This is a genomic window from Streptomyces sp. NPDC060049 (genome assembly GCF_042736715.1).
Lineage (GTDB): Bacteria > Actinomycetota > Actinomycetes > Streptomycetales > Streptomycetaceae > Streptomyces.
Map to the genome: position 1 here is coordinate 75,928 of NZ_JBHWVV010000025.1, position 26,160 is coordinate 102,087.

Annotated in this window: 25 protein-coding genes; 13 read left to right on the forward strand and 12 right to left on the reverse strand. The window is 73.2% G+C overall.

The annotated features are described in order from the left end of the window. Positions 1-9: 9 nt before the first annotated feature. Positions 10-1,494: an amino acid permease gene (locus ACFWBY_RS33415; RefSeq protein WP_385343523.1), complete on the reverse strand. Its 1,485-nt coding sequence runs from the start codon at positions 1,492-1,494 to the stop codon at positions 10-12. Positions 1,495-1,810: 316 nt separating this feature from the next. Here ACFWBY_RS33415 and ACFWBY_RS33420 point away from each other — a divergent pair, with 316 nt between their 5' ends. The 9 genes from ACFWBY_RS33420 (at position 1,811) to ACFWBY_RS33460 (ending at position 11,223) form a co-directional block, all read left to right on the forward strand. Continuing rightward, positions 1,811-2,935 (forward strand): LLM class flavin-dependent oxidoreductase, encoded by a 1,125-nt coding sequence (locus ACFWBY_RS33420; protein WP_385343526.1) that lies wholly within the window; start codon positions 1,811-1,813, stop codon positions 2,933-2,935. Next, positions 2,932-3,819 carry an SDR family NAD(P)-dependent oxidoreductase gene (locus ACFWBY_RS33425; RefSeq protein ID WP_385343529.1) on the forward strand — a complete coding sequence of 296 codons (888 nt, stop codon included), beginning with the start codon at positions 2,932-2,934 and terminating at the stop codon, positions 3,817-3,819. The genes ACFWBY_RS33420 and ACFWBY_RS33425 overlap by 4 nt, the downstream gene beginning before the upstream one ends. Before the next feature lie 47 nt (positions 3,820-3,866). Further along, on the forward strand, positions 3,867-4,910 hold the full coding sequence (locus ACFWBY_RS33430) for a GDSL-type esterase/lipase family protein (protein ID WP_385343557.1): 1,044 nt from the start codon (positions 3,867-3,869) through the stop codon (positions 4,908-4,910). Between the two features lie 129 nt (positions 4,911-5,039). After that, positions 5,040-6,020 carry an SCO0930 family lipoprotein gene (locus ACFWBY_RS33435; RefSeq protein ID WP_385343531.1) on the forward strand — a complete coding sequence of 327 codons (981 nt, stop codon included), beginning with the start codon at positions 5,040-5,042 and terminating at the stop codon, positions 6,018-6,020. Between the two features lie 171 nt (positions 6,021-6,191). Beyond that, positions 6,192-7,022 (forward strand): LytR/AlgR family response regulator transcription factor, encoded by an 831-nt coding sequence (locus ACFWBY_RS33440; RefSeq protein ID WP_385343534.1) that lies wholly within the window; start codon positions 6,192-6,194, stop codon positions 7,020-7,022. Between the two features lie 202 nt (positions 7,023-7,224). After that, positions 7,225-7,500 carry a hypothetical protein gene (locus tag ACFWBY_RS33445; protein ID WP_214948238.1) on the forward strand — a complete coding sequence of 92 codons (276 nt, stop codon included), beginning with the start codon at positions 7,225-7,227 and terminating at the stop codon, positions 7,498-7,500. A gap of 117 nt (positions 7,501-7,617) precedes the next feature. Further along, on the forward strand, positions 7,618-8,088 hold the full coding sequence (locus ACFWBY_RS33450; protein ID WP_385343537.1) for a GNAT family N-acetyltransferase: 471 nt from the start codon (positions 7,618-7,620) through the stop codon (positions 8,086-8,088). Positions 8,089-8,227: 139 nt separating this feature from the next. Beyond that, entirely contained in the window at positions 8,228-9,991 is a 1,764-nt protein-coding gene (locus tag ACFWBY_RS33455; RefSeq protein ID WP_385343540.1) for a cation acetate symporter, read from the forward strand. Continuing rightward, positions 9,988-11,223 (forward strand): histidine kinase, encoded by a 1,236-nt coding sequence (locus tag ACFWBY_RS33460; RefSeq protein ID WP_385343543.1) that lies wholly within the window; start codon positions 9,988-9,990, stop codon positions 11,221-11,223. Before ACFWBY_RS33455 ends, ACFWBY_RS33460 begins: the two co-directional genes overlap by 4 nt. Before the next feature lie 136 nt (positions 11,224-11,359). Here ACFWBY_RS33460 and ACFWBY_RS33465 read toward each other — a convergent pair whose 3' ends face one another. Together ACFWBY_RS33465 and ACFWBY_RS33470 are read right to left on the reverse strand one after the other, a co-directional pair. Continuing rightward, a complete protein-coding gene (locus tag ACFWBY_RS33465; protein WP_385344421.1) occupies positions 11,360-12,802 on the reverse strand; it encodes a GuaB1 family IMP dehydrogenase-related protein in 1,443 nt (480 codons plus the stop codon). A 156-nt stretch (positions 12,803-12,958) separates the two neighbouring features. Continuing rightward, positions 12,959-14,215 (reverse strand): IS701 family transposase, encoded by a 1,257-nt coding sequence (locus ACFWBY_RS33470; RefSeq protein WP_385344418.1) that lies wholly within the window; start codon positions 14,213-14,215, stop codon positions 12,959-12,961. Between the two features lie 249 nt (positions 14,216-14,464). Between ACFWBY_RS33470 and ACFWBY_RS33475 the strand changes: the two genes are divergently transcribed. The 3 genes from ACFWBY_RS33475 (at position 14,465) to ACFWBY_RS33485 (ending at position 15,859) form a co-directional block, all read left to right on the forward strand. After that, positions 14,465-14,962, forward strand: coding sequence for a hypothetical protein (locus tag ACFWBY_RS33475; RefSeq protein WP_385344415.1), 498 nt, complete (start codon positions 14,465-14,467; stop codon positions 14,960-14,962). A gap of 91 nt (positions 14,963-15,053) precedes the next feature. Next, positions 15,054-15,383: a putative quinol monooxygenase gene (locus ACFWBY_RS33480; RefSeq protein ID WP_385344413.1), complete on the forward strand. Its 330-nt coding sequence runs from the start codon at positions 15,054-15,056 to the stop codon at positions 15,381-15,383. Next, positions 15,380-15,859, forward strand: a complete 480-nt coding sequence (locus ACFWBY_RS33485; RefSeq protein ID WP_385344410.1) for a group II truncated hemoglobin — start codon at positions 15,380-15,382, stop codon at positions 15,857-15,859. The genes ACFWBY_RS33480 and ACFWBY_RS33485 overlap by 4 nt, the downstream gene beginning before the upstream one ends. 84 nt (positions 15,860-15,943) lie before the next feature. Here ACFWBY_RS33485 and ACFWBY_RS33490 read toward each other — a convergent pair whose 3' ends face one another. From ACFWBY_RS33490 to fmt, 7 genes are all read right to left on the reverse strand, one after another. Continuing rightward, a complete protein-coding gene (locus tag ACFWBY_RS33490) occupies positions 15,944-16,345 on the reverse strand; it encodes a barstar family protein (protein ID WP_385344407.1) in 402 nt (133 codons plus the stop codon). Continuing rightward, positions 16,342-16,833 (reverse strand): ribonuclease domain-containing protein, encoded by a 492-nt coding sequence (locus ACFWBY_RS33495; RefSeq protein WP_385344405.1) that lies wholly within the window; start codon positions 16,831-16,833, stop codon positions 16,342-16,344. Before ACFWBY_RS33495 ends, ACFWBY_RS33490 begins: the two co-directional genes overlap by 4 nt. A gap of 49 nt (positions 16,834-16,882) precedes the next feature. After that, the gene (locus ACFWBY_RS33500; RefSeq protein ID WP_112452447.1) at positions 16,883-17,107 is read right to left on the reverse strand and encodes a hypothetical protein; all 225 of its coding nucleotides are present in this window, start codon (positions 17,105-17,107) and stop codon (positions 16,883-16,885) included. 136 nt (positions 17,108-17,243) lie between these two features. Further along, positions 17,244-18,290 carry a sugar-binding transcriptional regulator gene (locus tag ACFWBY_RS33505; protein ID WP_214948230.1) on the reverse strand — a complete coding sequence of 349 codons (1,047 nt, stop codon included), beginning with the start codon at positions 18,288-18,290 and terminating at the stop codon, positions 17,244-17,246. 91 nt (positions 18,291-18,381) lie between these two features. Next, on the reverse strand, positions 18,382-19,068 hold the full coding sequence (gene rpe / locus ACFWBY_RS33510) for a ribulose-phosphate 3-epimerase (RefSeq protein ID WP_385344400.1): 687 nt from the start codon (positions 19,066-19,068) through the stop codon (positions 18,382-18,384). A gap of 145 nt (positions 19,069-19,213) precedes the next feature. Beyond that, on the reverse strand, positions 19,214-20,695 hold the full coding sequence (locus ACFWBY_RS33515) for an RsmB/NOP family class I SAM-dependent RNA methyltransferase (RefSeq protein ID WP_385344398.1): 1,482 nt from the start codon (positions 20,693-20,695) through the stop codon (positions 19,214-19,216). A gap of 102 nt (positions 20,696-20,797) precedes the next feature. Next, positions 20,798-21,742 carry a methionyl-tRNA formyltransferase gene (fmt, locus tag ACFWBY_RS33520; protein ID WP_385344395.1) on the reverse strand — a complete coding sequence of 315 codons (945 nt, stop codon included), beginning with the start codon at positions 21,740-21,742 and terminating at the stop codon, positions 20,798-20,800. A 261-nt stretch (positions 21,743-22,003) separates the two neighbouring features. On the opposite strand from fmt, the gene ACFWBY_RS33525 reads away from it, so the two are divergent. Then, positions 22,004-22,531 carry a hypothetical protein gene (locus tag ACFWBY_RS33525; RefSeq protein WP_385344392.1) on the forward strand — a complete coding sequence of 176 codons (528 nt, stop codon included), beginning with the start codon at positions 22,004-22,006 and terminating at the stop codon, positions 22,529-22,531. A 147-nt stretch (positions 22,532-22,678) separates the two neighbouring features. Here the strand turns inward: ACFWBY_RS33525 and ACFWBY_RS33530 are convergent, their stop codons facing one another. Together ACFWBY_RS33530 and metK are read right to left on the reverse strand one after the other, a co-directional pair. Next, entirely contained in the window at positions 22,679-24,808 is a 2,130-nt protein-coding gene (locus tag ACFWBY_RS33530; protein WP_385344390.1) for a primosomal protein N', read from the reverse strand. A gap of 124 nt (positions 24,809-24,932) precedes the next feature. After that, complete coding sequence (metK, locus tag ACFWBY_RS33535) at positions 24,933-26,141, reverse strand: methionine adenosyltransferase (protein ID WP_385409742.1); 1,209 nt, start codon at positions 26,139-26,141, stop codon at positions 24,933-24,935. Positions 26,142-26,160: the final 19 nt, after the last annotated feature.

The following is a 26,160-nucleotide window of genomic DNA, read 5'->3' on the forward strand; positions in this document are numbered from 1 at the left end:
GAATCGCTTCTATTCAGCGGCCTCCGCGGCCGGGGCGGCCGGGGCGGCCACAGTGGCCAGGCTGGAGCGGCGCATGCCGTAGAAGAAGTAGATCACGAGCCCGACCGCCATCCAGCCACCGAAGACCAGCCAGGTGATTCCCGGCAGCTCCGTCATCAGGTACCCGCACAGGAGGAAGCCCACGATCGGGGTGACCGGGAAGAGGGCGACCCTGAAGGTGCGGTTCATGTGGGGGCGGGTGTAGCGCAGGATGACCACGGCGACGTTGACGAGGCCGAAGGCGAAGAGCGTGCCGATGCTGGTGGCGTTGGCGAGCTCGCCGAGCGGGATGAAGGCGCCGAGCAGGCCGCAGAAGGCACAGACGAGGATCGTGTTGATCCGCGGGGTGCCGGTCTTCGGGTCGACCTTCGCGAAGGCCTTCGGCATCAGGCCGTCGCGGGACATCGCGAACAGGATGCGGGTCTGGCCGTACAGCACGGCGAAGACGACGCTGGCGATGGCGACGACCGCGCCGGCGGCGAGGATGACGCTCCAGAAGGCGTGGCCGGTGACGTTCTCCATGATCTGCGCCAGGGCGGCCTCGCTGCCCTCGAAGTCCTGCCACGGCATGGCGCCGACGGCGACCAGGGCGACGAGGCAGTACAGGGCGGTGACGATCAGCAGCGAGAGCATGATCGCGCGCGGGAGGTCCCGCTTCGGGTTCTTGGCTTCCTCACCGGCGGTGGAGGCGGCGTCGAAGCCGATGTACGAGAAGAACAGCATCGAGGCGGCGGTGCTGATGGCGGTGACGCCGAGCGGGGCCAGCGGGGTGTAGTTGCCGGCCTTGATGCCCATGAAGCCGATGACGCAGAAGAGCACGAGCGTGACGATCTTGACGCCGACCATGATCGAGTTGATCCGGGCGCTCTCCTTGGCCCCGCGCAGCAGGAACACCATGCAGAGCAGGACCACGACCAGGGCGGGCAGGTTGATGTAGCCGCCCTCGCCCAGCGGGGCGGAGAAGCCCTGGGGGATGGTGAAGCCGAGGGTGCCGTCGAGCAGCTCGTTGAGGTACTGGCCCCAGCCGACGGCGACGGCCGCGACCGAGACGCCGTACTCCAGGACCAGGCACCAGCCGCAGACCCAGGCGATGAGCTCGCCCATGGTGGCGTAGGCGTACGAGTACGAGGAGCCCGCGACCGGTATGGAGCCGGCCAGCTCGGCGTAGGAGAGGGCGGAGAACAGCGCCGTCAGGCCCGCGACGATGAACGCGATGAAGACGGCGGGGCCGGCGATCGGCGTGGCCTCGCCGAGGACGACGAAGATGCCGGTGCCCAGCGTCGCGCCGATGCTGATCATGGTGAGCTGCCACATGGTGAGCGACCGCTTGAGCGCGCCGCCCTCGCCCTGGCCGCCCTCGGCGACCAGCTGCTCCACCGGCTTGCGGCGGAGCAGGGGGTGGGCAGGCTTGCGGAGCTCGGGGGTGAGCGGTGGCGCCTGGCCGTGATCGAGCACGAGGGGACTCCTTTGTCACTGCGGGTGGGGTGTCGGCGTCGACCGCAGCGGTCCCGGAGCAGGAGCAGGCAGCGCTGGAGCCTGCCTGGGCATGGGGGACCGCCGAGCGGGCGGTCCACGCCACTCCACGTACAGCGAGTGAGCCTACGAGCTGAGGGATACCGCCCGTAATGCACCATCCTTGCACATTGGCGCACGATCGTTGCGTGGATCTGTCCTAGATGGTCCTTTGTTGCGTACGGATGATCGATCGCTGCGCAGCACCTCCGAGACCCCGTTTATTGACACTTCGTCAGATCTGCCGCAGCGTGCCGTCATGGATCTGGACGTGCTCTACGAGATCGACGTACCGAGGCCCTGGCCGGGTGCCCATCCCCACGGCCAGCGGACCGCCGAGCAGCGGGCCTACCGGGAGGCCGTCGAGCAGATCCGGCTCGCCGACCGGATGGGCTTTCGCACCGTGTGGGCGGTCGAGCACCACTTCCGCGAGGGCCGCTCGCACTGCCCGGCCCCCGAGGTGCTCCTCGGACACCTGGCCGGGCTCACGGAGCGCATCCGGCTCGGCTTCGGCGTGACCCTCACCCCCTTCGGCTTCACGCCGCCCCAGCGCATCGCGGAGAAGGTCGCCACCGTCGACGTGCTCTCCGGCGGCCGCGTCGAATGGGGCACCGGCCGTTCCACGCCCATGGAGCAGACCGCCTTCGGGGTGGACCGCGAGAAGTCGCGGGACGACTGGCGCGAGGCCATCGAGATCGTGACCGGGATGTGGCGCGAGGAGTACTTCGCCCACGAGTCGCCGCGCTTCCGCTTCCCGCGCCGCATGGTCACCCCCAAGCCGGTGCAGGACCCGCACCCGCCCGCCTGGATGGCGGCCACCTCCCCCGGGTCCGCAGAGGTCGCGGGCGCGCACGGCCTCGGGCTGCTCTCCTTCTCGATCATGCAGCCGCTGGAGGCGATGGCCGCCCAGGTCGCCGCGTACCGGGCGGCGGCCGCGGCTGCGAGCCCGCTCACCGACGTCACCACGGACCGGGTCGCCGCCTACACCCTGGTCCACGCGACGCCGCCGCGCACCGCCGCCGACGCCCGCGTATGGGAGTCGGTCGCCTGGTGGTACTCGAACCTCGCGCGGTTCACCCTGGAGTGGGAGCTGCCGCACCTGAGCCCCGAGGAACGCGAGCGGACCTTCCCGCTGCTCACGCCGATCCTCGAGGGAAACGTACCCGTAAGGGAGTTCGGCGACGGCGACATGATCCTGATCGGGGACGCGCAGACGATCGTCACCAAGGCCAAGCGGTACGCGGACCTCGGCGTCGACCAGCTCATCTGCTACGTCCAGTGGGGGTACCTGGAGCACCGGGAGATCCTGCGGACCCTGGAGATCCTCGGAAAGGAAGTCATCCCGGAGCTGGCCCGCTACGAGCCCCGCCGGGAGCGGGCATGACCGCGGAGCCCGGGGAAGCGCGGGACCTCGACGCCTCCCCCGCCCCCGCTCCCCTCGACACCTCCGCCGCCCCCGCACCCCTCGACACCTCCCCCGTCCCCGACTACGCCGCCCTGCACCGCCTCGACGGCCGCGGCCTCGTCCTGCTCGGCGCGGGCAACGGCATCGGCCGCCAGACCGCGCACGCGCTGGCCGCCGGCGGCGCCCGCGTGCTGTGCGTGGACGTGGACGGCGACCGGGCCCGGGCGGTCGCCGCCGAGACCGGCGGGGTCCCCCACACGGCCGACGTCACCCGCCGCGACCCGATGCGGGAGCTCTTCGCCGAAGCCCCGCGGCTGCTCGGCGGCCGCCCGGTCGGCGGGGTCGTCGACGTCGTCGGCATGGCACGCTACGCCGCCCTGACCGAGCTGGACGACGCCGACTGGGACTGGCACTTCGACCTGGTGCTGCGGCACGCCTGGCTGGCCGTGCAGTACGGCGGCGAGGCCGTGGCGGCGGCCGGCGGCGGTCCGCTCGTCTTCGTCGCCTCCGTTTCCGGCCTCACCGCCGCTCCGCTGCACGCCGCGTACGGGGCCGCGAAGGCCGGCCTGATGTCACTGGTGCGCTCGGCGGCGGTCGAACTGGGCCCGCGCGGGGTACGGGTCAACGCGGTGGCACCGGGTGTGGTGCGGACCCCGCGGGTCGCCGCGCTGCTGGGCACCGAGGGGCGGCTGCGCAACGCGCGGAACGCCCCCCTGGGCCGGGTCGCCGAGACCGCGGACATCGCGGCCGCGCTGTATTTCCTGGCGTCGCCGCAGTCCGCGTACATCACGGGGCAGACGCTCGTGGTGGATGGCGGGGTCGGCGTGAAGTTCCCGTACCCGACGATCGGAGGCGAGCAGTGAGCACGCGCGAAACCGAGGACGCGGACCGGGAGCGGACCCCGCTGCGCATGATCCCGCAGCACCCGGACACCGCCACCGGCGCGGAGAGCGCCGTCGGCGGGCAGTGGCTGGACCCCGGCCCCTTCCTGCGCGGCGTGGCCTGGCTGGACGGGGGCCGCCCGGTGCGGGCCGACCCCGCCGACACGATGCGGCTGCCCTGGGACACCGGCGAACGGGCGACCCTGCCCATCGGGGTGCGCCTGGAGTTCACCGCCCGGGGCGCGCGGGCGGTGGAGATCCGCTACCGGGCGACCGTGCCCGGTCCCACCGACGCGCTGCGCGACCTGGCGCACGGCTTCGCCCTCTGGGACCGGCACGGGGTGGTGCGCGAGCTGTACACCGAGCCGGCTCCGGAAGCCGTCGTACGCATCGAGCTGCCCGGCGGCTCCGGCCCGTTCACGGTCCATCCGCCCGAGACGCAGTCCCCGCTGATCCTCGGCGTACGGGGGGTCGGCGGCGAGGTCGACCCCGCGCCGCCCGCCCCGCGCTGGGTGGTGCACGGGGACTCGATCACCGAGGGCTGGTGGTCCACGCGGCCCGCACACGGCTGGCCGGCGATCGCCGGGCGGGCCCTCGGCTGGGACACGGTCAACCTCGGCTACGCGGGCGCGGCCCGCGGAGAGCTTGCCACCGCCGAGCAGATCGCCGGGCTCCCCGCCGATGCCCTCACCCTTGCCTTCGGCACCAACTGCTGGTCCCGCGTGCCCTTTTCGGCGCCGCTGCTGTACGAGACCACCCGCGCGTTCATCGAACTGGTCCGCCAGGGCCACCCCCGGACACCGCTGCTGCTGCTCTCCCCCGTACTGCGCCCCGACGCCGAGCGCACCCCGAACAAGCTGGGCGCCACCCTCGGCGCACTGCGCGACGCGATGGAGCGCGCCACCCGGGACCGGATCGCCGCCGGGGACGACCGCCTCGCCCTGCTGCCGGGGCGCGACCTGCTGGGCCCCGAGCACCTGGCGGACGGCCTGCATCCCAACGACTCCGGTCACCACACGCTCGGCCTCGCTGTGGCCACGGCCGTGCGGCGGGCCGGGTTCGACGCGGGGTGAGTGAAACAGCCCACACCGCACGCGTTGAACGCAACGACTCCAACGAGGCGTGTCCTGCACACAGTTGCCGCCGCTCCGCACCGACGGGCGCAGCGGCGGACACCGGGACCACACGTGGGAGAGTTCACCATGGGTATCAAGCGCGGAACCACCCTGGCGGCCGTGGCGGTCGTCGTCGCACTCGGCGCGACCGCCTGCGGCGGGGGCGACAAGGCAGGCGACACCACCGCGCCGGCCGGCGCCGTCGCCTCCGCCCAGACCTCCGGCAACGGCGACGGGTACGGCTACGGCGAAGCCGCGGGCTCGGGCTCCGGCTCGGGCTCGGCCTTGGACGGCGCCGCCAAGCCCGCGGGCCAGCTGGCCGTCACACCGGACGACCAACTGGGCCCGGTCCTCACCGACAGCGCGGGCTTCACCCTGTACCGCTTCGACAAGGACACCGCGAAGCCGCCGAAGTCGAACTGCGACGGGGACTGCGCGAAGACGTGGCCGGTGGTCGCCGCCGGTGACGCGACCGCCGCCGCGGGCACCGACCCGGCGCTCCTGGGCGAGGTGGTCCGCACCGACGGCAGCAAGCAGCTGACGGTGGCCGGCTGGCCCGTGTACCGGTACTCCAAGGACACGAAGGCGGGCGACACCAACGGGCAGGGCGTCGGCGGCACCTGGTTCGCGGCCGCTCCCGACGGCAAGAAGGCGGCGAAGCCGGCCGCCGCGGCTCCGGCCGCCCCTCCGGCCGGCGCGGACCAGGCCGAGGGCGCGCTGACCGTGGCCAAGGACCCCAAGCTGGGCGACCACATCGTCGACGGCAACGGGATGACCGTCTACCGGTTCAAGCCCGACACCGCCTGGCCGATGGTTTCCAAGTGCGAGGGCGACTGCGAGGCCAAGTGGCCGGTCGTGCCGCCGGTGGACCAGGCGAACGCCAAGGGAATCATCGAGAAGAACTACCTGGTCCTGGACCGCCCCGACGGCAAGAAGCAGCAGACGGTGAACTGCTGGCCCGTCTACACCTTCAGCGGCGACAAGAAGGCCGGCGACACCAACGGCCAGGGCGTCGGCGGCACCTGGTACGCGGTCGCCCCCGACGGCAAGCTCATCACCGGCAAGTAGCCGCACCTCCGCGCCCCGGGAGGGCGCGGCCCCTGACCACCTGACGGCGCGGCCCCTGCCTCTCCTCCCCCCGAGGCAGGGGCCGCGCACCATACCGCCCGTGCTGTGGCCGGGGAGGTCCACGGGTCGCCCCCGGTGGACCTGCCCGGCCACAGCACTAGACTCCGCGCCATGCTGCGCGTTCTGGCCGTCGACGACGAGAAGCCCCTGCTCGAAGAGCTCCTCTACCTGCTGCGCTCCGACCCCCGCGTACGCAGCGCCGAGGGTGCCTCGGACGCCACCGAGGCGCTGCGCCGGATCACCCGCGCGCTGGAGAGCGGCCCGGACGGGGCCGACGGCATCGACGTGGTCTTCCTCGACATCCACATGGCGGGACTGACCGGGCTGGACATCGCCCGGCTGCTGGCCGGGTTCGCGCGGCCGCCGCTGATCGTGTTCGTCACCGCCCACGAGGGGTTCGCCGTACAGGCCTTCGACCTCAAGGCCGTGGACTACGTGCTCAAACCGGTGCGGCCGGAGCGGCTGGCCGAGGCCGTGCGGCGGGCCTGCGCGCAGTCCGGCCGGGCAGAGCTGCCGCCGGAGTCCGCCCTCCTCGAAGCGGCGCCGCGTCCGCCGGCCCCCGTGGCGGGCCCCGCGTCCGCGGCCGCCGACCACGGTCCGGACCGCGCCCCCGACCAGATCGCCGTCGAACTGGGCGGCGTCACCCGATTCGTGGCGATCGCGGACATCGCGTACGTGGAGGCCCAGGGCGACTACGCCAGGCTGCACACCGACGACGGCAGCCACCTGGTGCGGATACCGCTGTCCACGCTGGAGGAGCGGTGGGCCGCGCGCGGGTTCGTCCGCATCCACCGCCGCCATCTGGTGGCACTGGGCCGCATCGACGAACTGCGCCTGGACGCCGGCACCACCACGGTGCGCGTCGGACCGGCCGAACTCCAGGTGAGCCGACGGCACGCGCGGGAACTGCGGGACCTGTTGATGCGCCGGGCCGTGCGCTGAGGTTGGGGCCGGGGGCCGGCGGGCGGGGGCCGGGGGCCGGCGGGCGGGTCTTGCCGACCGTCCGGCGCTCATGCCGCCCGTTCACCGTTCCGGGAGGGGCGTACGGCGATCCGCCGGGGCCGTCGGCCGCAGGGGTCGCGGGGCCGGCGCCGGGGCCGGCCGGCCGCGCGTATCGTGGATCTTCCGCCCCGGGAGGTAGCAGATGTCCGAAATCCAGGCGCTGCTCGACACGTTGACCGGGCTTCCCCGCACACGTCCGGCCGGGCCCGTCGAGGCCGAGGCCCTGCTGGCCCGCCTGCGCAGCGCGGCCGCCCGCTGGGCGGACGTACTGTACGAGGCCCACGAGGGCGTGCGCGGGCAGGTGCCGCCCCGGGCGGAGGCGGCACTGACGCTGGCCTTCCGGCGCGCCGAGGAGTCGTACGTGGAGTTGGAGATCGCCCTGCGCGACTGCGCGGAGCACCGCGACCCCGCGCTCTGACGGTCACGGCACCAGGGAGCTGTCCGATGGGGCGCGCCCGTTCATGGATACGGGTCGTCCCCGGCAGCCTCAAGGCGGCCGCAGAATCCAGTTGATCTACTGGCCTAGGGTTCCTGCATGACGACCACACTCTCTCTGCGGGAGATCACCCCGGCCAACTTCGACGTCGCAATCGCTCTGCGGGTCCGTCCGGACCAAGAGCACTTGGTCGCGCCGGTCGTGAAATCTCTGGCCGAGGCGTATGTCCATCCCGGCATGGCCTGGCCCCGCCTCATCGTCGACGGTGACCGTCCGGTCGGTTTCCTCATGGCCTTCCACGGCATCGACTGGAAGGGCGACGGCACGGGCACGGACATCCGGTCGGGTCTCTGGCGGCTCAACATCGCGGCCGGCGAACAGGCTCGCGGTTACGGTCGCTTCGCGGTCGAGTCCGTCGCCGCTGAAATTCGCCGTCGCGGCGGCACCCGTCTGACCGCGACGTGGCATCCGGGCACGGGCGGCCCCGAGGGTTTCTACCTCGGGCTCGGGTTCCGTCTGACGGGTGAGACCAGCGGAGGCCAGACAGTGGGCGAGCTGGACTTGCGCTGAGGGGCGACCTCTCGGACAGGCACTGGCGCCGTGGCCGGGAAGGCGTGCGCGAGGGCCTGTCGAGCGGCCCGGGGGCATGCGTAGACTCCCGTGACCCCGCCCCGCCGCCCCGCGGCCCCCAGCCGAAGGGACCCGACCGGTGAACCACACGTACGCGCTGACCGCGGTCACCGTCGTCGTCCTGGTCACGGTGCTGGTCGGCGCGCTGGGCCTGCGGATATCCCGGACAACCTCCGACTTCTACGTGGCTTCGCGCACGGTCGGCCCCCGCCTCAACGCCGCGGCCATCGGCGGCGAGTACCTCTCCGCGGCCTCCTTCCTCGGCGTGGCCGGCCTGGTCCTGCTCCAGGGTCCGCAGATGCTCTGGTACCCGGTGGGCTACACGGCCGGGTACCTGGTCCTGCTGGTGCTCGTGGCGGCCCCGCTGCGCCGTTCGGGCGCCTACACGCTGCCCGACTTCGCCGAGGCCCGCCTCGAATCGCAGGCCGTGCGGCGGATCGCGGTGCTGTTCGTGCTCGGGGTCGGCTGGCTGTACCTGCTGCCGCAGTTCCAGGGCGCGGGCCTGACGCTGCAGATCCTGACCGGGGCCCCGCACTGGGTGGGCGGGGTGGTCGTCGCCTGCGTGGTGACGGCGGCGGTCGCGGCCGGCGGCATGCGCAGCATCACCTTCGTGCAGGCCTTCCAGTACTGGCTGAAACTGACCGCCCTGCTGGTCCCGGTGTTCTTCCTGCTGGCGGCCTGGGCGGGGGACGGCGCGCCGCGCGCCGGCTTCGACGCCCCAGCGGTCTTCCGCGAGCACACCGCCGTCACCCTGGCCGAGGACGTACGGCTGTCCGTGGACGCGCCGCTGACGGTGACGGTGACCGGCCGGGTGGACGGGCACGCGTACGAGGACGAGCCCGTGACCCTCGCCTCCGGGCAGCATTCCGTACGGGCGCACACGCGCCTGGCCTTCGCACCGGACTCACCGGTGCCGCAGACCCGCACCGAGGCCGGACCCGGCGTGTCGAGCTGGTCGCAGCCGCTGTCCGGGGACCGGCCTGAGCTGCGGCTGTACGCGACGTACGGGCTGATCCTGGCCACCTTCCTCGGAACCATGGGGCTGCCGCACGTGGCGGTGCGCTTCTACACGAGCCCGAACGGGCGGACGGCGCGGCGGACCACGCTGGTGGTGCTCGGACTGGTCGGCACCTTCTACCTGCTGCCTCCCGTGTACGGGGTGCTGGGCCGGATCTACGCCCCCGAGCTGGCCCTGACCGGCGAGGCCGACGCGGCGGTGTTGGTCCTGCCGGCCCGGATGGTGGGCGGGACGGCGGGGGAGCTGCTGGGGGCGCTGCTGGCCGGGGGCGCGTTCGCGGCGTTCCTGTCGACGGCGTCGGGGCTGACGATGGCGGTGGCCGGCGTGCTGCACCAGGACGTGCTGCCTTCGCGGGGGGTGCGCAGCTTCCGGGTCGCGGTGCTGGTGGCGATCCTGGTACCGCTGGTCGGGAGCGTGGCGGCGACGGACGTGCCGGTGGCGGACGCGGTGGGGCTGGCCTTCGCGGTGTCGGCGTCCTCGTTCTGCCCGCTGCTGGTACTGGGGATCTGGTGGCGCGGGCTGACCGCGCCGGGGGCGGTGGCCGGGCTGGTGACGGGGGGCGGGGCGGCACTCGGCGCGGTGCTGGCGACGCGGGCCGGGCTGGCTCCGGCCGGCTGGGCGAACACGCTGCTGGCGTGGCCGGCCGTGTGGTCGGTGCCGCTGGGGTTCGTGACGATGGTGGGGGTGTCGCTGGCTACGCGCGGGCGGATCCCGGCGGGGACGGCGGCGATCCTGGCCCGGCTCCACCTGCCGGAGGACGTGGCGGGTGAGGCGCCGGCCCGCGTGGGCGGCGGCGCGGGCAGCGGCAAGGGCGGTGCTCCGTGACCGGAGCGGTGCTCTCGGTCCTGTCGGCGACCGCCGCCGCGCTGCTGCTCGGCGCCGGCTGGGCAGGCGGCCGGTGGCAGGCCCGGCGCGGCGAACGCGCCCTCGGCCTGGACCTCGGCACCCCCGTCGAGCGGGCCACCTTCCACACCCTGCACACCGCCTCGCTGGCCGCTCCCCCGCTGCGCGCCGGCCTCACTCAGGACGCGGCCCGCAAGGCCGCCAAACGTCTGCGCTCCCTGCTCGGCACCGAGGCCCTGTGCCTCACGGACCGCGGACACGTCCTCGCCTGGGACGGCCCCGGCGCCGACCACCACGAGGAGCGGGTGATGGCCCGGGTCGCGGTCCTGCTGGAATCGGGTCGCAGCCAGAGCGTGCGAACCGAGTGCGAGCGGCCCCACTGCCCGCTGAAGTGGGCGGTGGTCGCCCCGCTGACCGGTGAGGACGGGATGCTGGGCGCACTGGTGGCCTACGGGTCCCACGAGTCGGCGGTGCTGGTGCGGGCCGCGACCGAGGTCGCGCGCTGGGTCTCCGTACAGCTGGAGCTGTCCGAGCTGGACCGCTCGCGGACCCGGCTGATGGAGGCGGAGATCAAGGCGCTGCGCGCGCAGATCTCCCCCCACTTCATCTTCAACTCCCTGGCGGCGATCGCCTCGTTCGTGCGCACCGATCCGGAGCGGGCCCGGGATTTGCTCCTGGAGTTCGCGGACTTCACCCGCTACTCCTTCCGCCGGCACGGGGACTTCACGACGCTGGCCGAGGAGCTGCGTTCCATCGAGCAGTACCTGGCGCTGGCCGGGGCCCGGTTCGGGGAGCGTCTGAAGCTGACCCTGCAGGTGGCACCCGAAGTGCTGCCCGTGGCGCTTCCGTTCCTGTGCCTGCAACCGCTCGTGGAGAACGCGGTCAAGCACGGGCTGGAGGACTCCACCGAGGAGTGCCGGATCACGATCGCGGCCCGGGACGCGGGCGCGGAGGCGCTGATCACCATCGAGGACAACGGCGTCGGGATGGATCCGGCGCTGCTCCGCCGGATCCTGGCCGGGGAGCACGCGGGCTCCTCCTCGGGCGTCGGGCTGCCCAATGTCGACGAGCGGCTGCGCCAGGTCTACGGCGACGACCACGGGCTCGTCATCGAAACGGGCGTCGGGGCCGGCATGAAGATCACCGTGCGCGTTCCCAAGTACCGTGCAGGAGTGCACAGTTCAGCACCGGAGGGTCGGCTCCCCCGACGCTGACCGAACCTGGAGACCGGACCTGGGGACCGAACCGTAGCCCGGACCCGGAAGCCCGGACCCGGAAGCCACGACGGCCCCGGTCCCCGTCCGGGAAGGACGGGGACCGGGGCCGCAACGCGGGTCCCGGGCGGGGGGACTAGCTCCAGCTGGCGTGCAGCGGCTTGCCCTCGGCGTAGCCGGCCGCGGACTGGACGCCCACGACGGCCTTCTCCTCGAACTCCGCGAGGGAGCCCGCACCCGCGTAGGTGCAGGAGGAACGGACACCGGCGATGATCGAGTCGATCAGGTCCTCGACACCCGGACGGGCCGGGTCGAGGAACATCCGCGAGGTGGAGATGCCCTCCTCGAAGAGCCCCTTGCGGGCACGGTCGTACGCCGACTCCTCCGACGTGCGGTTCTGCACCGCGCGCGCCGAGGCCATGCCGAAGGACTCCTTGTACAGGCGGCCGTCGGCCGACTGCTGCAGGTCGCCCGGGGACTCGTAGGTACCGGCGAACCAGGAGCCGATCATGACGTTCGAGGCGCCGGCGGCCAGCGCCATCGCCACGTCGCGCGGGTGGCGGACGCCGCCGTCGGCCCACACGTGCTTCCCGTACTTCTTCGCCTCGGCCGCGCACTCCAGCACCGCGGAGAACTGCGGGCGGCCCACACCGGTCATCATGCGGGTGGTGCACATGGCGCCGGGGCCCACACCGACCTTGATGATGTCGGCGCCGGCATCGATGAGGTCCTTGACGCCCTCGGCGGCGACGATGTTGCCGGCGACGATCGGGACCCGAGGGTCGAGCGCGCGAACGGCCTTGATCGCGCTGATCATGGATTCCTGGTGGCCGTGCGCCGTGTCGATGACGAGCGTGTCCACGCCCGCGTCGAGCAGCTGCTTGGCCTTCTGCACGAAGTCGCCGTTGATGCCGACGGCGGCCGCGACGCGCAGCTTGCCGTCGGCGTCGGTGGCGGGGGTGTACAGGGTCGCGCGCAGCGCGGCCTTGCGGGTGAGGATGCCGACGAGCTTGCCGTCCTCGTCGACGGCCGGGGCCAGCTTGCGGTGGCCGGCGTCGAGCTTGTTGAAGGCCTCGCGGGGGTCGATGTCGGCGTCGATGAGCAGGAGCTCCTTCGACATGACCTCGGAGAGCTGGGTGAAGCGGTCCACGCCGGTCAGGTCGTGGTCGGTGACGACGCCCACCGGGCGGCCCTCGGAGTCCACGACGACGCCGGCGCCGTGCGCCCGCTTGGGCAGCAGGGACAGTGCGTCGGCGACGGTCTGGGTGGGCGCCAGCGTGATCGGGGTGTCGAGCACGAGGTGGCGGGTCTTCACCCAGGAGATGACGTCGGTGACGATCTCGATGGGGATGTCCTGCGGGATGACGACGATGCCGCCGCGGCGGGCGACCGTCTCGGCCATCCGGCGGCCGGCGATGGCGGTCATGTTGGCCACGACCAGCGGAATGGTGGTGCCGGTGCCGTCGGGGGCGGACAGGTCGACGCCCTGGCGGGAACCCACCGCGGAGCGGCTCGGCACCATGAACACATCGTCGTACGTCAGGTCGTACGGCGGCTTCAGGTCATTGAGAAAACGCACGTGCAGAACATCCCAGTCGAATCGGAGGAGCCCGTCCTACCCACGTCAGGGCAGCCGAGGAAACGCACGTACTTCATTCTCCCACGGCCCGGTGTTTACACGTCCGGGCTGATCGTCCAGGACGCACGGGGCCGTGTGGTCGTTTCCTACGGGACCTTAGTCCCGACGGCCCGCCGGAGCGGAGCGGCGCGGCCGTTGGCGCGCGACGGCCGGGTGGACGCCGCGGGCCTGACCGGTGTACGGCCCGGGCCCGCGCCCGCGGACTCCGAGCAGCATCGCGGCGTGGGCGACGCTGGCGAGGGTGGCGTGGTGGTGCCAGCCCCGGAAGGACCGGCCCTCGAAGTCCCGGATGCCGGCGGGTTCGCACACCTCGGCGAAGTCGAGCGCGACCCGGTCGGTGAGCTTGGCCAGCAGGAACAGCTGTGCGAGCGGCCGGTCGCCGATGTTGGTGATCCAGAACTCCGAGGGCAGCGGGGCCGCCTCGGACCACGCTCCGACGAGCAGCAGCGGGGTGTTCGGCGCCGCGAGGGGCCCCTCCTCCCCGGCGCTCGCGGACACGGCGGCCGAGGCGAGCAGGGTCACCGCTGATCCGGCGCGGCCGTAGGGGGTCCATTCGACGGCGCGGCGCCGCGAGCGCAGGGAGTCGACGAGTTCCCGGGCGGGCGCGGTGTGGGGTCCGGGCCTGAGCCGACCGGCCCCCGCGAAGGAGACGGGCAGGGTGCCGTCCACCTTGAACACGAAGGGGATGTCCTGGAGCGCGAAGGACTCGACGCACCGCCCGATCTCGGTGTTGGCCACTTCCATCACCACGGGCCTGCGCTGGAGCTGCCAGGTGGCGGCCATCCTGCGGACCGCGTGTACGGCGTCCTGGGCGGGGGTGAGCGAGCGCGCCGTGTCGGGAATGCCGGCCCGCCGCCGGCGCGGGACCTCCGACGTCCAGGGTCCGGGGAGGGTGAGCGTCCACTCGACGGGGAAGCCCGCGTCGCCGGAGGCGAGCCAGACGCCGGCTGCCTGCTGGCAGTTGGCCGTGCGGCCGAGCTGGGGGACGAACTGCCGGCCGACCCCCACCGAGCGGTCGCCGGCCTTTTCGATGACCATCGGCTGGACCACCCAGGCCAGCGGGAGCTGGACGGCGCGTTCGAGGTGCTGTGCGAGGGAGCGTCGGACGGGCGCCCAGTCCCAGGGGGATTTGCTGATGAACTGCTGGAGGCTCTGTTCGACGGAACCGGCCCCAGATCCGGCGATGTTGCGGATGGTCTTCTTCCCGTTGGTGCGCACGAGGCCGTCGAGGTAGACGCGGGCCCAGTTCCGCTGGTCCCGCCGGGGTAAGGACTCGAAGAACAGCGAGATCGACGCGTCGATCACTGCGGCGATCTCCTTGCCGGATTCCTCCGGCAGGACTAAGCGAGCCATCCGGGCCTCCCCCGCGACCAGCTGGATCCGACAACCTGCCCGACCATCGAGAAGGCGGCCGCGCGGTCCGCACACGGGGAGTCCACCAGCCCGCCCTCGCCTCACACGTTACCCAGATATCGGGAGTCCACCGCCGCATCCGGCGACCGGGCGCCAGATCCGGCCATCGCTGACGAAGAGCTTCCCGAACACCACGAAAACGGCCCGGGCCCTTGCGATCAAGGCGGCACCGGACGCACCGTTGATTACATGATTACAACCGAGCAGAACGAACAGCTCCGGGCGTGGTTCGCCGAGCGCCTGCCGGTGGACGTCTACGAGTCGCTCCTGTCCGTCACGGTGGACCGGGAGGAGATCACGGTCGTCGGAACCCTCCCGGCCGCCGAGTCGGTCGCCGCGTTCCGCGAGCGCACCCGCGAACAACGGGTCGAGGTCGCCCGGGAGGCGGAGGAGCTCTACCGCCGCAAGGTGTCCTGGGCCGTCCGGTCGGGCGAGGAAACGACCCTCTTCACCCACCTCGCGGTCCCGGTCATGACCCGCCTGCGCCAGCCCGAGCGCCAGGTCCTCGACACCCTGGTCGCCGGCGGCGTCGCCCGCAGCCGCGCCGACGCGCTGGCCTGGTGCGTCCGCCTGGTCGGACGCAACACCGACACCTGGCTGGCGGACCTTCGCGAGTCCCTGGACCGGGTCCGACAGGTGCGGGCCGAGGGCCCGGACGTCGCCGACTCCGAGGAGTCCGGGCCGTAACGCCGCAACACCTCCGCTTCCGCGCATGATCACGCGCCGCCGACCCGGACCGGCGGCGATCGACGCCCGACCCCAGGGAGAGACGCACACCATGACCACCTCCGTCGAATACATCCGCTACCGGATCGCATTGGACGACCGACCGGCCTTCGAGGGCGCCTACGCCAGGGCCGCCGACGCCCTGGCGGCCTCCCCGGAGTGCATCGACTACGAGCTGGCCCGCTGCGAGGAAGAGCCCGAGCTCTACATCCTGCGCATCCGCTGGACCTCGGTCGAGGCCCACCTCACGGGATTCCGCAAGGGAGAGCACTTCCCGGCGTTCTTCTCGGCGATCCGTCCGTACGTGACGGCCATCGAGGAGATGCAGCACTACGTCGTCACCGAGGTGGCCGGCCCCGGAAAGGCGTCGATCCCCTCATGAGCACCACACCCGGCACCACGCCCACGATCTACGAGTGGATGGGCGGGGAGGAGGCGATGAACCGCCTCACGGACGCCTTCTACGCCCACGTCCTGCGCGACGAGGTCCTGGCCCCGGTCTTCGCCGGCATGGACCCCGGGCACGCCCGGCACGTCGCGGTCTGGCTGGCGGAGGTCTTCGGCGGCCCGGCGCGGTACACGGCCTCGCACGGCGGTCACCGGCACATGGCCACCAAGCACCTGGGCCGCGCGATCACCGAACGGCAGCGGCGCCGCTGGGTGGACCTGCTGATGGACACCGCCGACGAGGTGGGCCTGCCCGGCGACCCGGAGTTCCGCGCGGTCTTCGCGTACTACATCGAGTGGGGCACCCGCATGGCCCTGATCTACTCGGGGCCCAACCCGCCCCCGGTCGACGCGGCCCCGATCCCCGTCTGGTCCTGGGGGCAGACCCCGCCCTGGACCCCGAAGGGCTAGGGCCGACTCTTTCGGATCTTGCCGGGCCCGCGGCGTCCCCAGCCGCCACCCGCTCTCGGCCCCGCCGGCGTCACGGGGCCCGGCTCAGTGCCCGCCGCCGGCCTTGCCACGCACCGTGCCGTCCGGCGGCTCGGCCAGCAGCACGGTCAGGGCGGTCCCGTCGTCCTCGCGCCAGAAGTCGACGGCTTCCTCCAGGATCTCCCGCAGCGTCTCCCAGTCGTCCGGCCGCTCGATCGCGTACCCCCGCCAGGACGTCACCGCCACCAGCCGGCCGGGCGCGTCCGGCAGCCACGACAGGTCGCGCAGCGCGTCGGCCAGCGCGTCCCAGTTCCCACCGAAGTAGTCGGGAGCCCCCAGCGCCCCGCCGCACCGCCGCATCAGCTCCGCCTTGCTCCGTACGCCGTCCAGGTCCAGCCGGACGGTCGCCCAGCCCGCGGCTTCGGCGGCTTCGAGCGCGGGGGCGAGCGGCTGCGGGTCCAGGGTCATCGGATAACCGCCTTGAAGGTCTTGTAGTGGTCGTCCGTGTAGAAGAACTCCCCGCCCTCGCCGGTCACGATCCGGCGGGCCCCGCGGTCCCGCTCACCGGGCGTCCTCACGGTGAACTCGTGGTAGTAGCCGCGCTTCTGCCGGGGCAGGATCTTCTCGAAATTGCCGAAGACCGTCCCGTCCTGGCGGTACTGGTACGGCCCGCCCTTGTCGATCAGCGCGAGTACGTCCCGGGCCTGCCGCGGCAGCGCGTCGGCCCGTACGGTGGCCATCCCCTTCGCCCACCCGGGCGTCGGCACGGGCACGGCGGAACTCTCCGCCCCGCTCGGGGCGGTACCTACCGGGGCGCCGGGACTAGCGGCACCGGTGTTGGCGGCGGTAGGCGCGGGTTTCTTCCCGCCGCAACCCACCGCGCCGACCAGCGCCGCACAAAGGAACACGGCCCCCAGTACACGCAGCAACGATCGGGGCACGTTCCGAAAGATCATGCACCGATCGTGCCAAATATCCGATTCGCCCGCGAATCGCGCGCTCTCTTCAGAGCGCGGCCATCTTGGTGTACGGGCTCAGGATGCGCTTGCGGACCTCCGGCCCGAATTCGACGAGGACAGCGATCCCCTCCTCAACGGCGACGACACGGCCGAGGCCGTGCTCATCGTGAGTAACCCGGTCGCCGACGCTGAAGTGCCGGAGGGGCGCTTCCACGGGGGCCTTGAACGGGCTGGACGGCAAATGGCGGCGAGGTACTGCGGACTTTGTCATTGCACCCAGTATGCGCCCCGCAGGCCGTCGAACGGTCCGCCGTTCGGATCTCAATTACGGCACCATCCGCACCGGGGAACCTCCGCGGCGCGTGTTCGGCCCCCGTTCGTCCGGCCAATCGGACCAATCCGAACAATCACTCGTCGGGGTCGGCCCGCTCCAGGGCGGGCCGCAGCCCGGGCTGGGATTCCGTGAGCAGGTAGTCCGCCACGGCGGTGTCGGTGACGAGGCTGGTCACGAGTCCCGACCGCAGCACCGCCCCGATCGCGGACGCCTTGCGCAGCCCGCCGGCGATGGCGACGACCTCGGGGATCCGGCGCAGCCGATCGGCCTCCACGGTGATGCAGCGCTCGCCGAGGTCCCGCCCGACCCGGCGGCCCTGCGCGTCGAACAAGTGGGCCGACATCTCGGCGGCGACGCCCAGCGAGGCGTAGTGAGCCCGCTCCTCGTCGCTCAGCATGTCGTGGACGGTCGAGATCCCCGGCTCCCACGACCCGATGGAGACCGCGGCGACGGTCACCTTGTCGAAGTACTCGAAGGCCCGCGCGATGCCCGTCTGGTTGCGCAGGGCGGCAGCGGTCGCGGGGTCGGGCAGCAGCATCGGCGCGTAGATGGGGTGCGCGTCCCCGCCCGACACCTGCGCGGCCCTGCGTACGGCCTCCACGGACCCGCGCTCGGCCGTCCCCGCGTCGTACACGCCGGTCAGCTGGACGACGGTGCAGGGGGGCAGCCGGTGCAGGGAGGCGGCCATGTGGATGGTGGAGCGCCCCCACGCGAGGCCCAGTACGTCGCCCTCGTTGACGAGCTCCCCCAGCAGGTCGGCCGCCACGGCGCCCAGGTTCTCCGGGTCCGGGGCGTCCTCGGTGGCATCGGCCGGGGACTCGACGACCACGGCGTGCCGCAGCCCGTAGCGGGACCGCAGCGCGTCCGAGCGCTCCGCGTCCAGCTCCGCCGGCACCCGGATCTCGATGCGTACGAGGTCGCGCTCCAGGGCGGTCTCCAGGACCCTGGCCACCTTGAAGCGGCTCACGCCGAACTCCTCGGCGATCTGGATCTTGGACTTTCCCTCCAGGTAGAAGCGGCGCGCCATGGCCGCCGCCTGCACCAGCTCCGCGGGTCCCATCCGCAGGGCTGACCGTCCCGCCGACATTGCAGACACCGCGTTCTCCTCACTGCTGTTCACACTCTCGACTCGCCGTTCATCCTGTCAGATACGGCGGCCGTTGATCAGCCTGGACAGCTCCCGTTCACCGAGCTGTTCACCGAGCCTTGTCTCAGTGGTCGCAAGCCCAGGGGGCCGCCGCGATGGCCGCACCCGCCTGCTCACGCAGCGTGCGCACGGCGGACGCCGGATCGACCGCTCCGTAGACCGCGCTGCCCGCGACGAACACGTCCGCGCCGGCCTCGGCGCACCGCTCGATGGTCGAGGCGGAGACCCCGCCGTCGACCTGGAGCCACAGCTCCAGACCGTGCTTGGCGATCAGCTCCCGGGTACGGCGGATCTTGGGCAGCATGATGTCGAGAAAGGGCTGGCCGCCGAAGCCGGGCTCGACCGTCATGATCAGCAGCATGTCGAGCTCGGGGAGGATGTCCTCGTACTGCTCGATGGGCGTCGCGGGCTTCAGCGCCATGGAGGCGCGAGCACCCTTGGCCCGGATCTCCCGCGCGAGCCGCACGGGCGCCGCGGCCGCCTCGGCGTGGAAGGTGACCGACCCGGCGCCCGCCTCGATGTACTGGGGGGCCCAGCGGTCGGGGTCCTCGATCATGAGGTGCAGATCGAGCGGAATGTCCGTCGCCCGGCTCAGCGACTCCACGATCGGCACACCGAGCGTGAGGTTCGGGACGAAGTGGTTGTCCATGACGTCGACATGGAGCCAGTCCGCCCCCTGGACGGCCTTCGCCTCGTCGGCGAGCCGGGCGAAGTCGGCGGACAAGATGCTGGGATTGATCTGAACGGCCATGCCCCAAGCGTGCCATGCCGTCGAACGGTTCCGGCCACTACCCCGAAACTCCCGTCCCCGGCGGGAGGACCGGCCCGGCGGCGGGCCCGTACGCCTCCCGCCCGCTCCCGCCGCCGGGCCTCGGCGGCCGTCCGGAAGAGTCGGCCTAAGCCGTCCTGCGCAGCAGCGCCAGGTACATCGCGTCCGTCCCGTGCAGGTGCGGCCACAACTGCACGTCGGGGCCGTCGCCCAGCGCCGGCACCCCCTGCATGTACGGCCGCGCGTCGATCAGTTCCGCCGCGATCGGGGCGGCGCCCGCGCCGCGGCCCTTCAGTACGTCCTCGACGACCACCCGGGTCTCCGCCAGGTGCGGCGAGCACGTCGCGTAGCCCACGACGCCGCCCACCCGGACGGCCGACAGGGCCTCGCGCAACAGCCCGCGCTGGAGCGGCGCGAAGCTCTCCAGGTCCTCCGGCCGACGGCGCCAGCGGGCCTCCGGGCGGCGGCGCAGCGCGCCGAGGCCCGAGCAGGGGACGTCCATCAGGACCCGGTCGAAGGACCCCGGCAGCCACGGCGGCCGCGTCCCGTCCGCGGTGATGACCTGGTACGGGCCGGGGTTGCCGGCGAGCGCGCGCTCGACCAGCCGCGCCCGGTGCGGCTGCTTCTCGGAGGCCAGCAGGAACGCCCCGCGCTCCGCGGCCAGCGCGGCCAGCAGCGCGGCCTTGCCGCCGGGTCCCGCGCAGCCGTCCAGCCAGCGGGCGTCGCGGCCCTCGACCGGTACGGCCGCCAGGGCCATCGCCACCAGCTGGCTGCCCTCGTCCTGGACGCCGGCGCGGCCGTCGCGGACGGCCTCCAGCGCGCCCGGTTCGCCGCCCTCCGCCATCCGCACCGCGTATGGGGACCAGCGCCCCGGCAGCGCCGAGTCCTCGCCGACCGCCTCCAGCAGCTCTTGGGTGGTCGACCGGCCGGGCCGCGCCACCAGCGTGACCTCGGGCCGCTCGTTGTCGGCCTCCAGCAGGTCCTCGATGCCGGCCCGCCCGCCGCCCAGCGCGTCCCACAGGGCGCTGACGACCCACCTCGGGTGCGAGTGGTAGACGGCGAGGTGTTCCTCGGCGTCGTCCTCGTACGGGGGCGCCACCTTCTCGAGCCAGCCGTCCAGGTCGTGCGCGGAGATCTTCCGCAGCACGGCGTTCACGAACTTCGCGCGCCCGTCCCCGAGCACGACCCGGGCCAGCTCCACGCTCGCCGAGACCGCCGCGTGCGTGGGGATCCGGGTGCCGAGCAGCTGGTGCGCCCCCAGCGAGAGCACGTCGAGCACCGGCGGGTCCACCTCGCGCAGCGGCCGGTCGATGCACGCCTTGATGACCGCGTCGTACGTGCCCTGGCGGCGCAGCGTCCCGTACACCAGCTCGGTGGCCAGTGCCGCGTCCCGCGCCTGGAAGCTCTCGTCCTGACGGGCCTTCTTCAGCAGCGGTGGCAGCACGAGGTTCGCGTAGGCGTCGCGCTCGTCCACCGCCCGCAGCACCTCGAAGGCCAGCATCCGGACGGGGTCCTTCTGCGGCCGGCGGTACGGCTTGCCCGACTTGGCCGGCTTGCCGCCGCCCTTGCCCGAGGTGGCTGCCGGTCGGCTACGGGGCTGTTCGCTCACGTGAAAGGTGCTCCGGGGTTACGTAACGCTGGGGATGGAACGAAGCGGCGCCGGGGGCGGCTGCCGCGGAAGTCCGCGGACCTCGGCCCGACGGGGACCGGATCAGCCTACGTCGGCGGCGCCCAGGCGCTCGCCGGGAGCGATCCGCACCCCGCGCGCCCAGTCGGCGGCCTTCATCGGCTTCTTGCCCTGCGGCTGCACCCAGAGCAGCTCCACGGCGTGCGACCCGGTGCCGACGTAGACGTTGTTCTTGCCCACGCCCAGGTCGCCCGGTGCGAGGTCCGTGCGGTCGCCGACCAGTGCGAGGGAGATGAGCTTGAGCCGCTCCCCCCGGAAGACCGTCCATGCGCCCGGCGCCGGGGTGCAGCCGCGCACCAGCCGGTCGGCGCGCATCGCGGGCGCCGTCCAGTCGACCCGGGCGTCCTCGACGGTGATCTTCGGGGCGAGGGAGATCCCGTCGGCGGGCTGCTCGACGGCGCGCAGGGTGCCGTCCTCGATGCCGTCCATGGTGGCGAGCAGCAGGCCGGATCCCGCGAAGGCGAGGCGGGTCAGCAGGTCCCCGCTGGTGTCGGTGGCGCGGATCTCCTCGGTGAGGATCCCGTAGACGGGGCCGGAGTCGAGCCCTTCCTCGATCCGGAAGGTGGAGGCGCCGGTGAGCTGGTCGCCCGCCATGATCGAATGCTGTACGGGCGCGGCACCGCGCCACGCGGGCAGCAGCGAGAAGTGCAGGTTGACCCAGCCGTGCGCGGGGATGTCGAGGGCGCTCTTGGGGAGCAGCGCGCCGTACGCGACGACCGGGCAGCAGTCCGGGCCGATCTCCCGCAGCCGGGCCTGGAACTCCGGATCGCGCGGCCGGGTGGGCTTGAGGACCTCGATGCCGGCTTCCTCGGCGCGCTGGGCGACGGGGCTGGCGACGAGGCGGCGGCCACGTCCGGCGGGTGCGTCCGGCCGGGTCACGACGGCGGCGACCTCGTGGCGCCCGGAGGCGATCAGAGCGTCCAGGGCGGGCACGGCGACCTCGGGGGTGCCTGCGAAGACGAGCTTCACTGGGGTCTACCTCGCTATCTCGGCTGTCAGCAGCGCACCAGTCTATGGTCTGTCGCACGGGCGCCCCACCTGCGATGCGGCGCCCGTGCGAGGGGGCGTACGCACACACGCGCGCTCCTCGCATATGCCGACACGCCCCCACAGCGTGACCTGCCCGCCGGGTGGAGCGTTGGTCAAGAGAGATTGACCGAAACGGGCCGCGAAACAGAACGGTGTCTGCGGCCCTATCCGCTCTTCAGCACCGGTTCGAGAGGCTTCTTCATGGCCGACCACGCCACCCACGACGCCCAAGCACGGGCCAGCCTGCACCTCCTGGTGCGGGACATCGAGCGGGTTCGCCGGCAGGTGGATGCTCTGCGTACGCTCACCGCCCAGCTCGGCAACGTCTACCGCCCCCGTCGCTCAGGCCCCTCCACGGGCTTCGTCGTCTATGGCCGGGCGCCCGCGCCCACCGTCCGCCTCGCGCAGGAGCTGCGGGACAGCGTCGAGACGCTGGTCACCGCCGCGGTGGACTTCGACCGCTCGCTCGGCTTCTCGTGGGACGCGGTCGGCTCGGCGCTCGGCGTCACCAAGCAGGCCGTGCACCGGCGCTACGGCGCCCGGCGGGCGCAGAGCGCCGAGACCGTCGAGCGCGAGCCGCTGGCGGAGGGCTCCGCCCCCCGGACCCTGGGGCCCCTGCCCACGGTCCCGGCGGCCCGCTCGGTCCCGCCGCAGCCGCTGCGCGAGGAATCCCACGCCGCATCGGCCGGGGCCCGTCCCGCCGCCTTGCCCGGCCCGCGCAACGGTTGACCCGAGACCGCCGGGACGCCGACCCCCGACGGCTCCGACCCCACCGAAGCCCCCGCCCCGGCGGGGGCTTCGGTGCGACAGGTCGCCGCGGGGGGGCACAGCACCAGCCGGTCGGGGGCGCGACCTGCTTCCACTCCTCGAGACGGCCTAGCCGATGTCCAGCGGGTCGATGCGGACCCGGACCGCCTCGGACGGCGGGACGCCCCGCGCCAGCCGGGCGGCCTGGGCCGACTTCAGGGCCGCGGCCAGCGCCGCCCCGCTGCCCGGGGGTACGCGGACCAGCGCCCGCTCCCCCGGCGAGGGCTGCCCGCGCCGCCCCGGCAGCGGGACGGGGCCCAGGACCTCGGCGTCCGGCGGCAGGCCGGCCGCCGCCAGGAAGGCTTCGACCGCCTCCCCGCGCCCCGCCACGGCCGCCATCCGCGAGACCGGCGGGAAGCCCAGTTGGGACCGCTCGGCGAGCTCGCGCACCGCGTGCCCGACGGGGTCCCACCGCACCAGCGCCTGCACCGGCCGCAGGGTCGGCTCCGCCACCACCACGACCTGCCCCTCGCCCCGCACCAGCGAGGCCGCCGCGATCCAGCGGCGCAGCGCGTCCTCGCCCGCCCGCAGGTCGGGCCGGCTCAGCATGGCCCAGCCGTCCAGCAGCAGCGCCGCCGCGTACCCGGGGCCCGCCGCGACCGGCTCGGCCCCGGGCGTGCACACCACCAGCGCGGGCCGGTCCGGCACCTCGTCCAGGACGTGGTCGCGACCGGAGGTCCGTACGGGCACGGCCGGGAAGGCCCGCCCCAGTTCCTCGGCGGTGCGCCGGGCGCCGACCACCTGGGCCCGCAGCCGGAAGGACCCGCATTCCTCGCAGTGCCAGGCACTCTCCTGCCGGCCGCACCATCCGCAGTGCAGGTCCCGCTCGTCGGGGGCCTCCAGCGGGCCCGCGCACACCGTGCACCGGGCGGGCGTCCGGCACCGCTCGCACGCCAGACGGGGCACGTAGCCCCGCCGGGGCACCTGGACGAGGACGGGCCCGGTCTTGAGCCCCTCCCGTACGGTCTCCCACGCCAGGCTCGGCAGCCGCGCGGCCCGCGCCGCCCCGTCCCGGGCCAGCAGCTCGTCGCCGACGGTCCGGATCCGGGGCGCGCACGCCCGCACGGTCCCGCGGTCGGCCACCAGCGGACGCGCCCAGCCGGACTCGACGAGCTGGGCGGCCTCCACGGTGCAGCTCGTGCTCCCGGCCAGGAAGGCACAGCCGTCGGTGACCGCGCGCAGTTCCAGTACCTCCCGGACGTGCGGGAAGGGGGCGTGGTCGTCGCTGTGGCTGGAGTCGCCGTCGTCCCAGATCGCGACCAGTCCGAGGTCCCGTACGGGCGCGAACATCGCGGCCCGGGTGCCGACGACGGCCCGCACCGAGCCCCGGCTGACGGCGAGCCACTGCCGGTATCGCTTCTCCGGCCCCGACTCGGCGGTCAGCAGCGCGTGCCGTCCCTCGCCGAGCAGCGCGGTCAAGGCGGCGTCGACGCGTGCCGCCGTACGCCCGTCGGGAACCACGGCGAGGGCGCCGCGGCCGGAGGCCAGGGTCGCGGCCATGGCCCGGGCCAGTTCGTCGGCCCAGCCCGGGCCGGGCAGCGCGGTCCACACGGCGCGCGGCGCGGAGCCGGCGGCCAGGGCCCGCAGGAAGGCGGGGCCGGCGCCGTAGCGCTCCCAGCCCGCGGGCTCCGGGGCGGCGGGCGGGGGCAGCGGCTCGGGCGACGGCTTGGCCTCGGCGCGGGCGCTGCGCGCGGGGAGCGCGAGCTGGAGCACGTCGGCGAGGCTGCCGGCGTACCGGTCGGCCACGGCCCGGGCGAGGGCGAGCATGCGGGGCCCCAGGACGATCTCGGGCGAGACGACCTGGGCGATGGCGGCGAGCGCGCCGTCGTAGTCGGATTCGGCGCGACGCTCGACGATGAAGCCGTCGATGAGCCCGCCGCCCTCGCGGCGGCCGCCGTGGACCTGGTGGGAGCCCGCCCCGAAGCGGACGCGGACCCGGACGCCGGGCCGGGCGGTCTCGGCGAGCTCGGCGGGGACGGCGTAGTCCCACAGCTGGTCGAGGTGGAGCACACCCTTGTTGACGAGGATCCGGGCGACGGGCAGCTCATCGGCCAGGGCCGCTCCGCGCCAGGTCCGCGGCTTCGCCTTGGGTGCCTTGGCCTTCGCCTCGGCGACCATCTCCCGCATCAGCGCGAGCTGCTCCGGCGGGCCGCCGGGCCCGTCCCCGCCCTGATGCCCGGATTCGTTCGTGCTGCTCACACCCGCATTCTTACCAAACCCCACCGACAACGGCCGGGCCCGGCGTCGCCCGGCCGGTTCTCCCCGGGCACGCGGAAGGCCCCGGACCGCGAGGTCCGGGGCCTTCCGTCACGAGCTGTGCCGCTTACAGGCCGGCGGCGGCGCGCAGCGCGTCGACGCGGTCGGTGCGCTCCCAGGTGAAGTCCGGCAGCTCGCGGCCGAAGTGGCCGTAGGCGGCGGTCTGGGCGTAGATCGGGCGGAGCAGGTCGAGGTCGCGGATGATCGCGGCCGGGCGGAGGTCGAAGACCTGGCCGATGGCGTCCTCGATCTTCTGCACGTCCACCTTGTGGGTGCCGAAGGTCTCGACGAAGAGGCCGACGGGCTCGGCCTTGCCGATGGCGTAGGCGACCTGGACCTCGCAGCGCGAGGCGAGGCCCGCGGCGACGACGTTCTTCGCGACCCAGCGCATGGCGTAGGCGGCGGAGCGGTCGACCTTGGACGGGTCCTTGCCCGAGAAGGCGCCGCCGCCGTGGCGGGCCATGCCGCCGTACGTGTCGATGATGATCTTGCGGCCGGTCAGGCCGGCGTCGCCCATCGGGCCGCCGATCTCGAAGCGCCCGGTCGGGTTCACCAGCAGGCGGTAGCCCTCGGTCTCCAGCTTGATGCCGTCCTCGATGAGCTGGGCGAGGACGTGCTCCACGACGAACTCGCGGATGTCCGGGGCCAGCAGCGAGTCCAGGTCGATGTCCGCGGCGTGCTGCGAGGACACGACGACGGTGTCGAGGCGGACGGCCTTGTCGCCGTCGTACTCGATGGTGACCTGGGTCTTGCCGTCGGGACGCAGGTAGGGGATGGTCCCGTTCTTACGGACCTCGGAGAGCCGCTTGGAGAGCCGGTGCGCGATGTGGATCGGCAGCGGCATCAGCTCGGGGGTCTCGTCGCAGGCGTAGCCGAACATCAGGCCCTGGTCGCCGGCGCCCTGCTTGTCGAGCTCGTCCTCATCGCCCTCGACACGCTGCTCGTAGGCGGTGTCGACGCCCTGCGCGATGTCCGGGGACTGCGCGCCGATGGACACCGACACGCCACAGGAGGCACCGTCGAAGCCCTTCTTCGACGAGTCGTAGCCGATCTCCAGGATCTTGTCGCGGACGAGCTGCGCGATCGGCGCGTACGCCTTCGTCGTCACCTCTCCCGCGATGTGGACGAGACCGGTGGTGATGAGGGTCTCCACGGCCACGCGCGAGGTCGGGTCCTCGGTGAGGAGCGCGTCGAGGATGGTGTCGCTGATCTGGTCAGCGATCTTGTCGGGGTGACCCTCGGTCACGGACTCCGAGGTGAAAAGGCGACGGGACACAACGCTCCCTGGGGTTGCA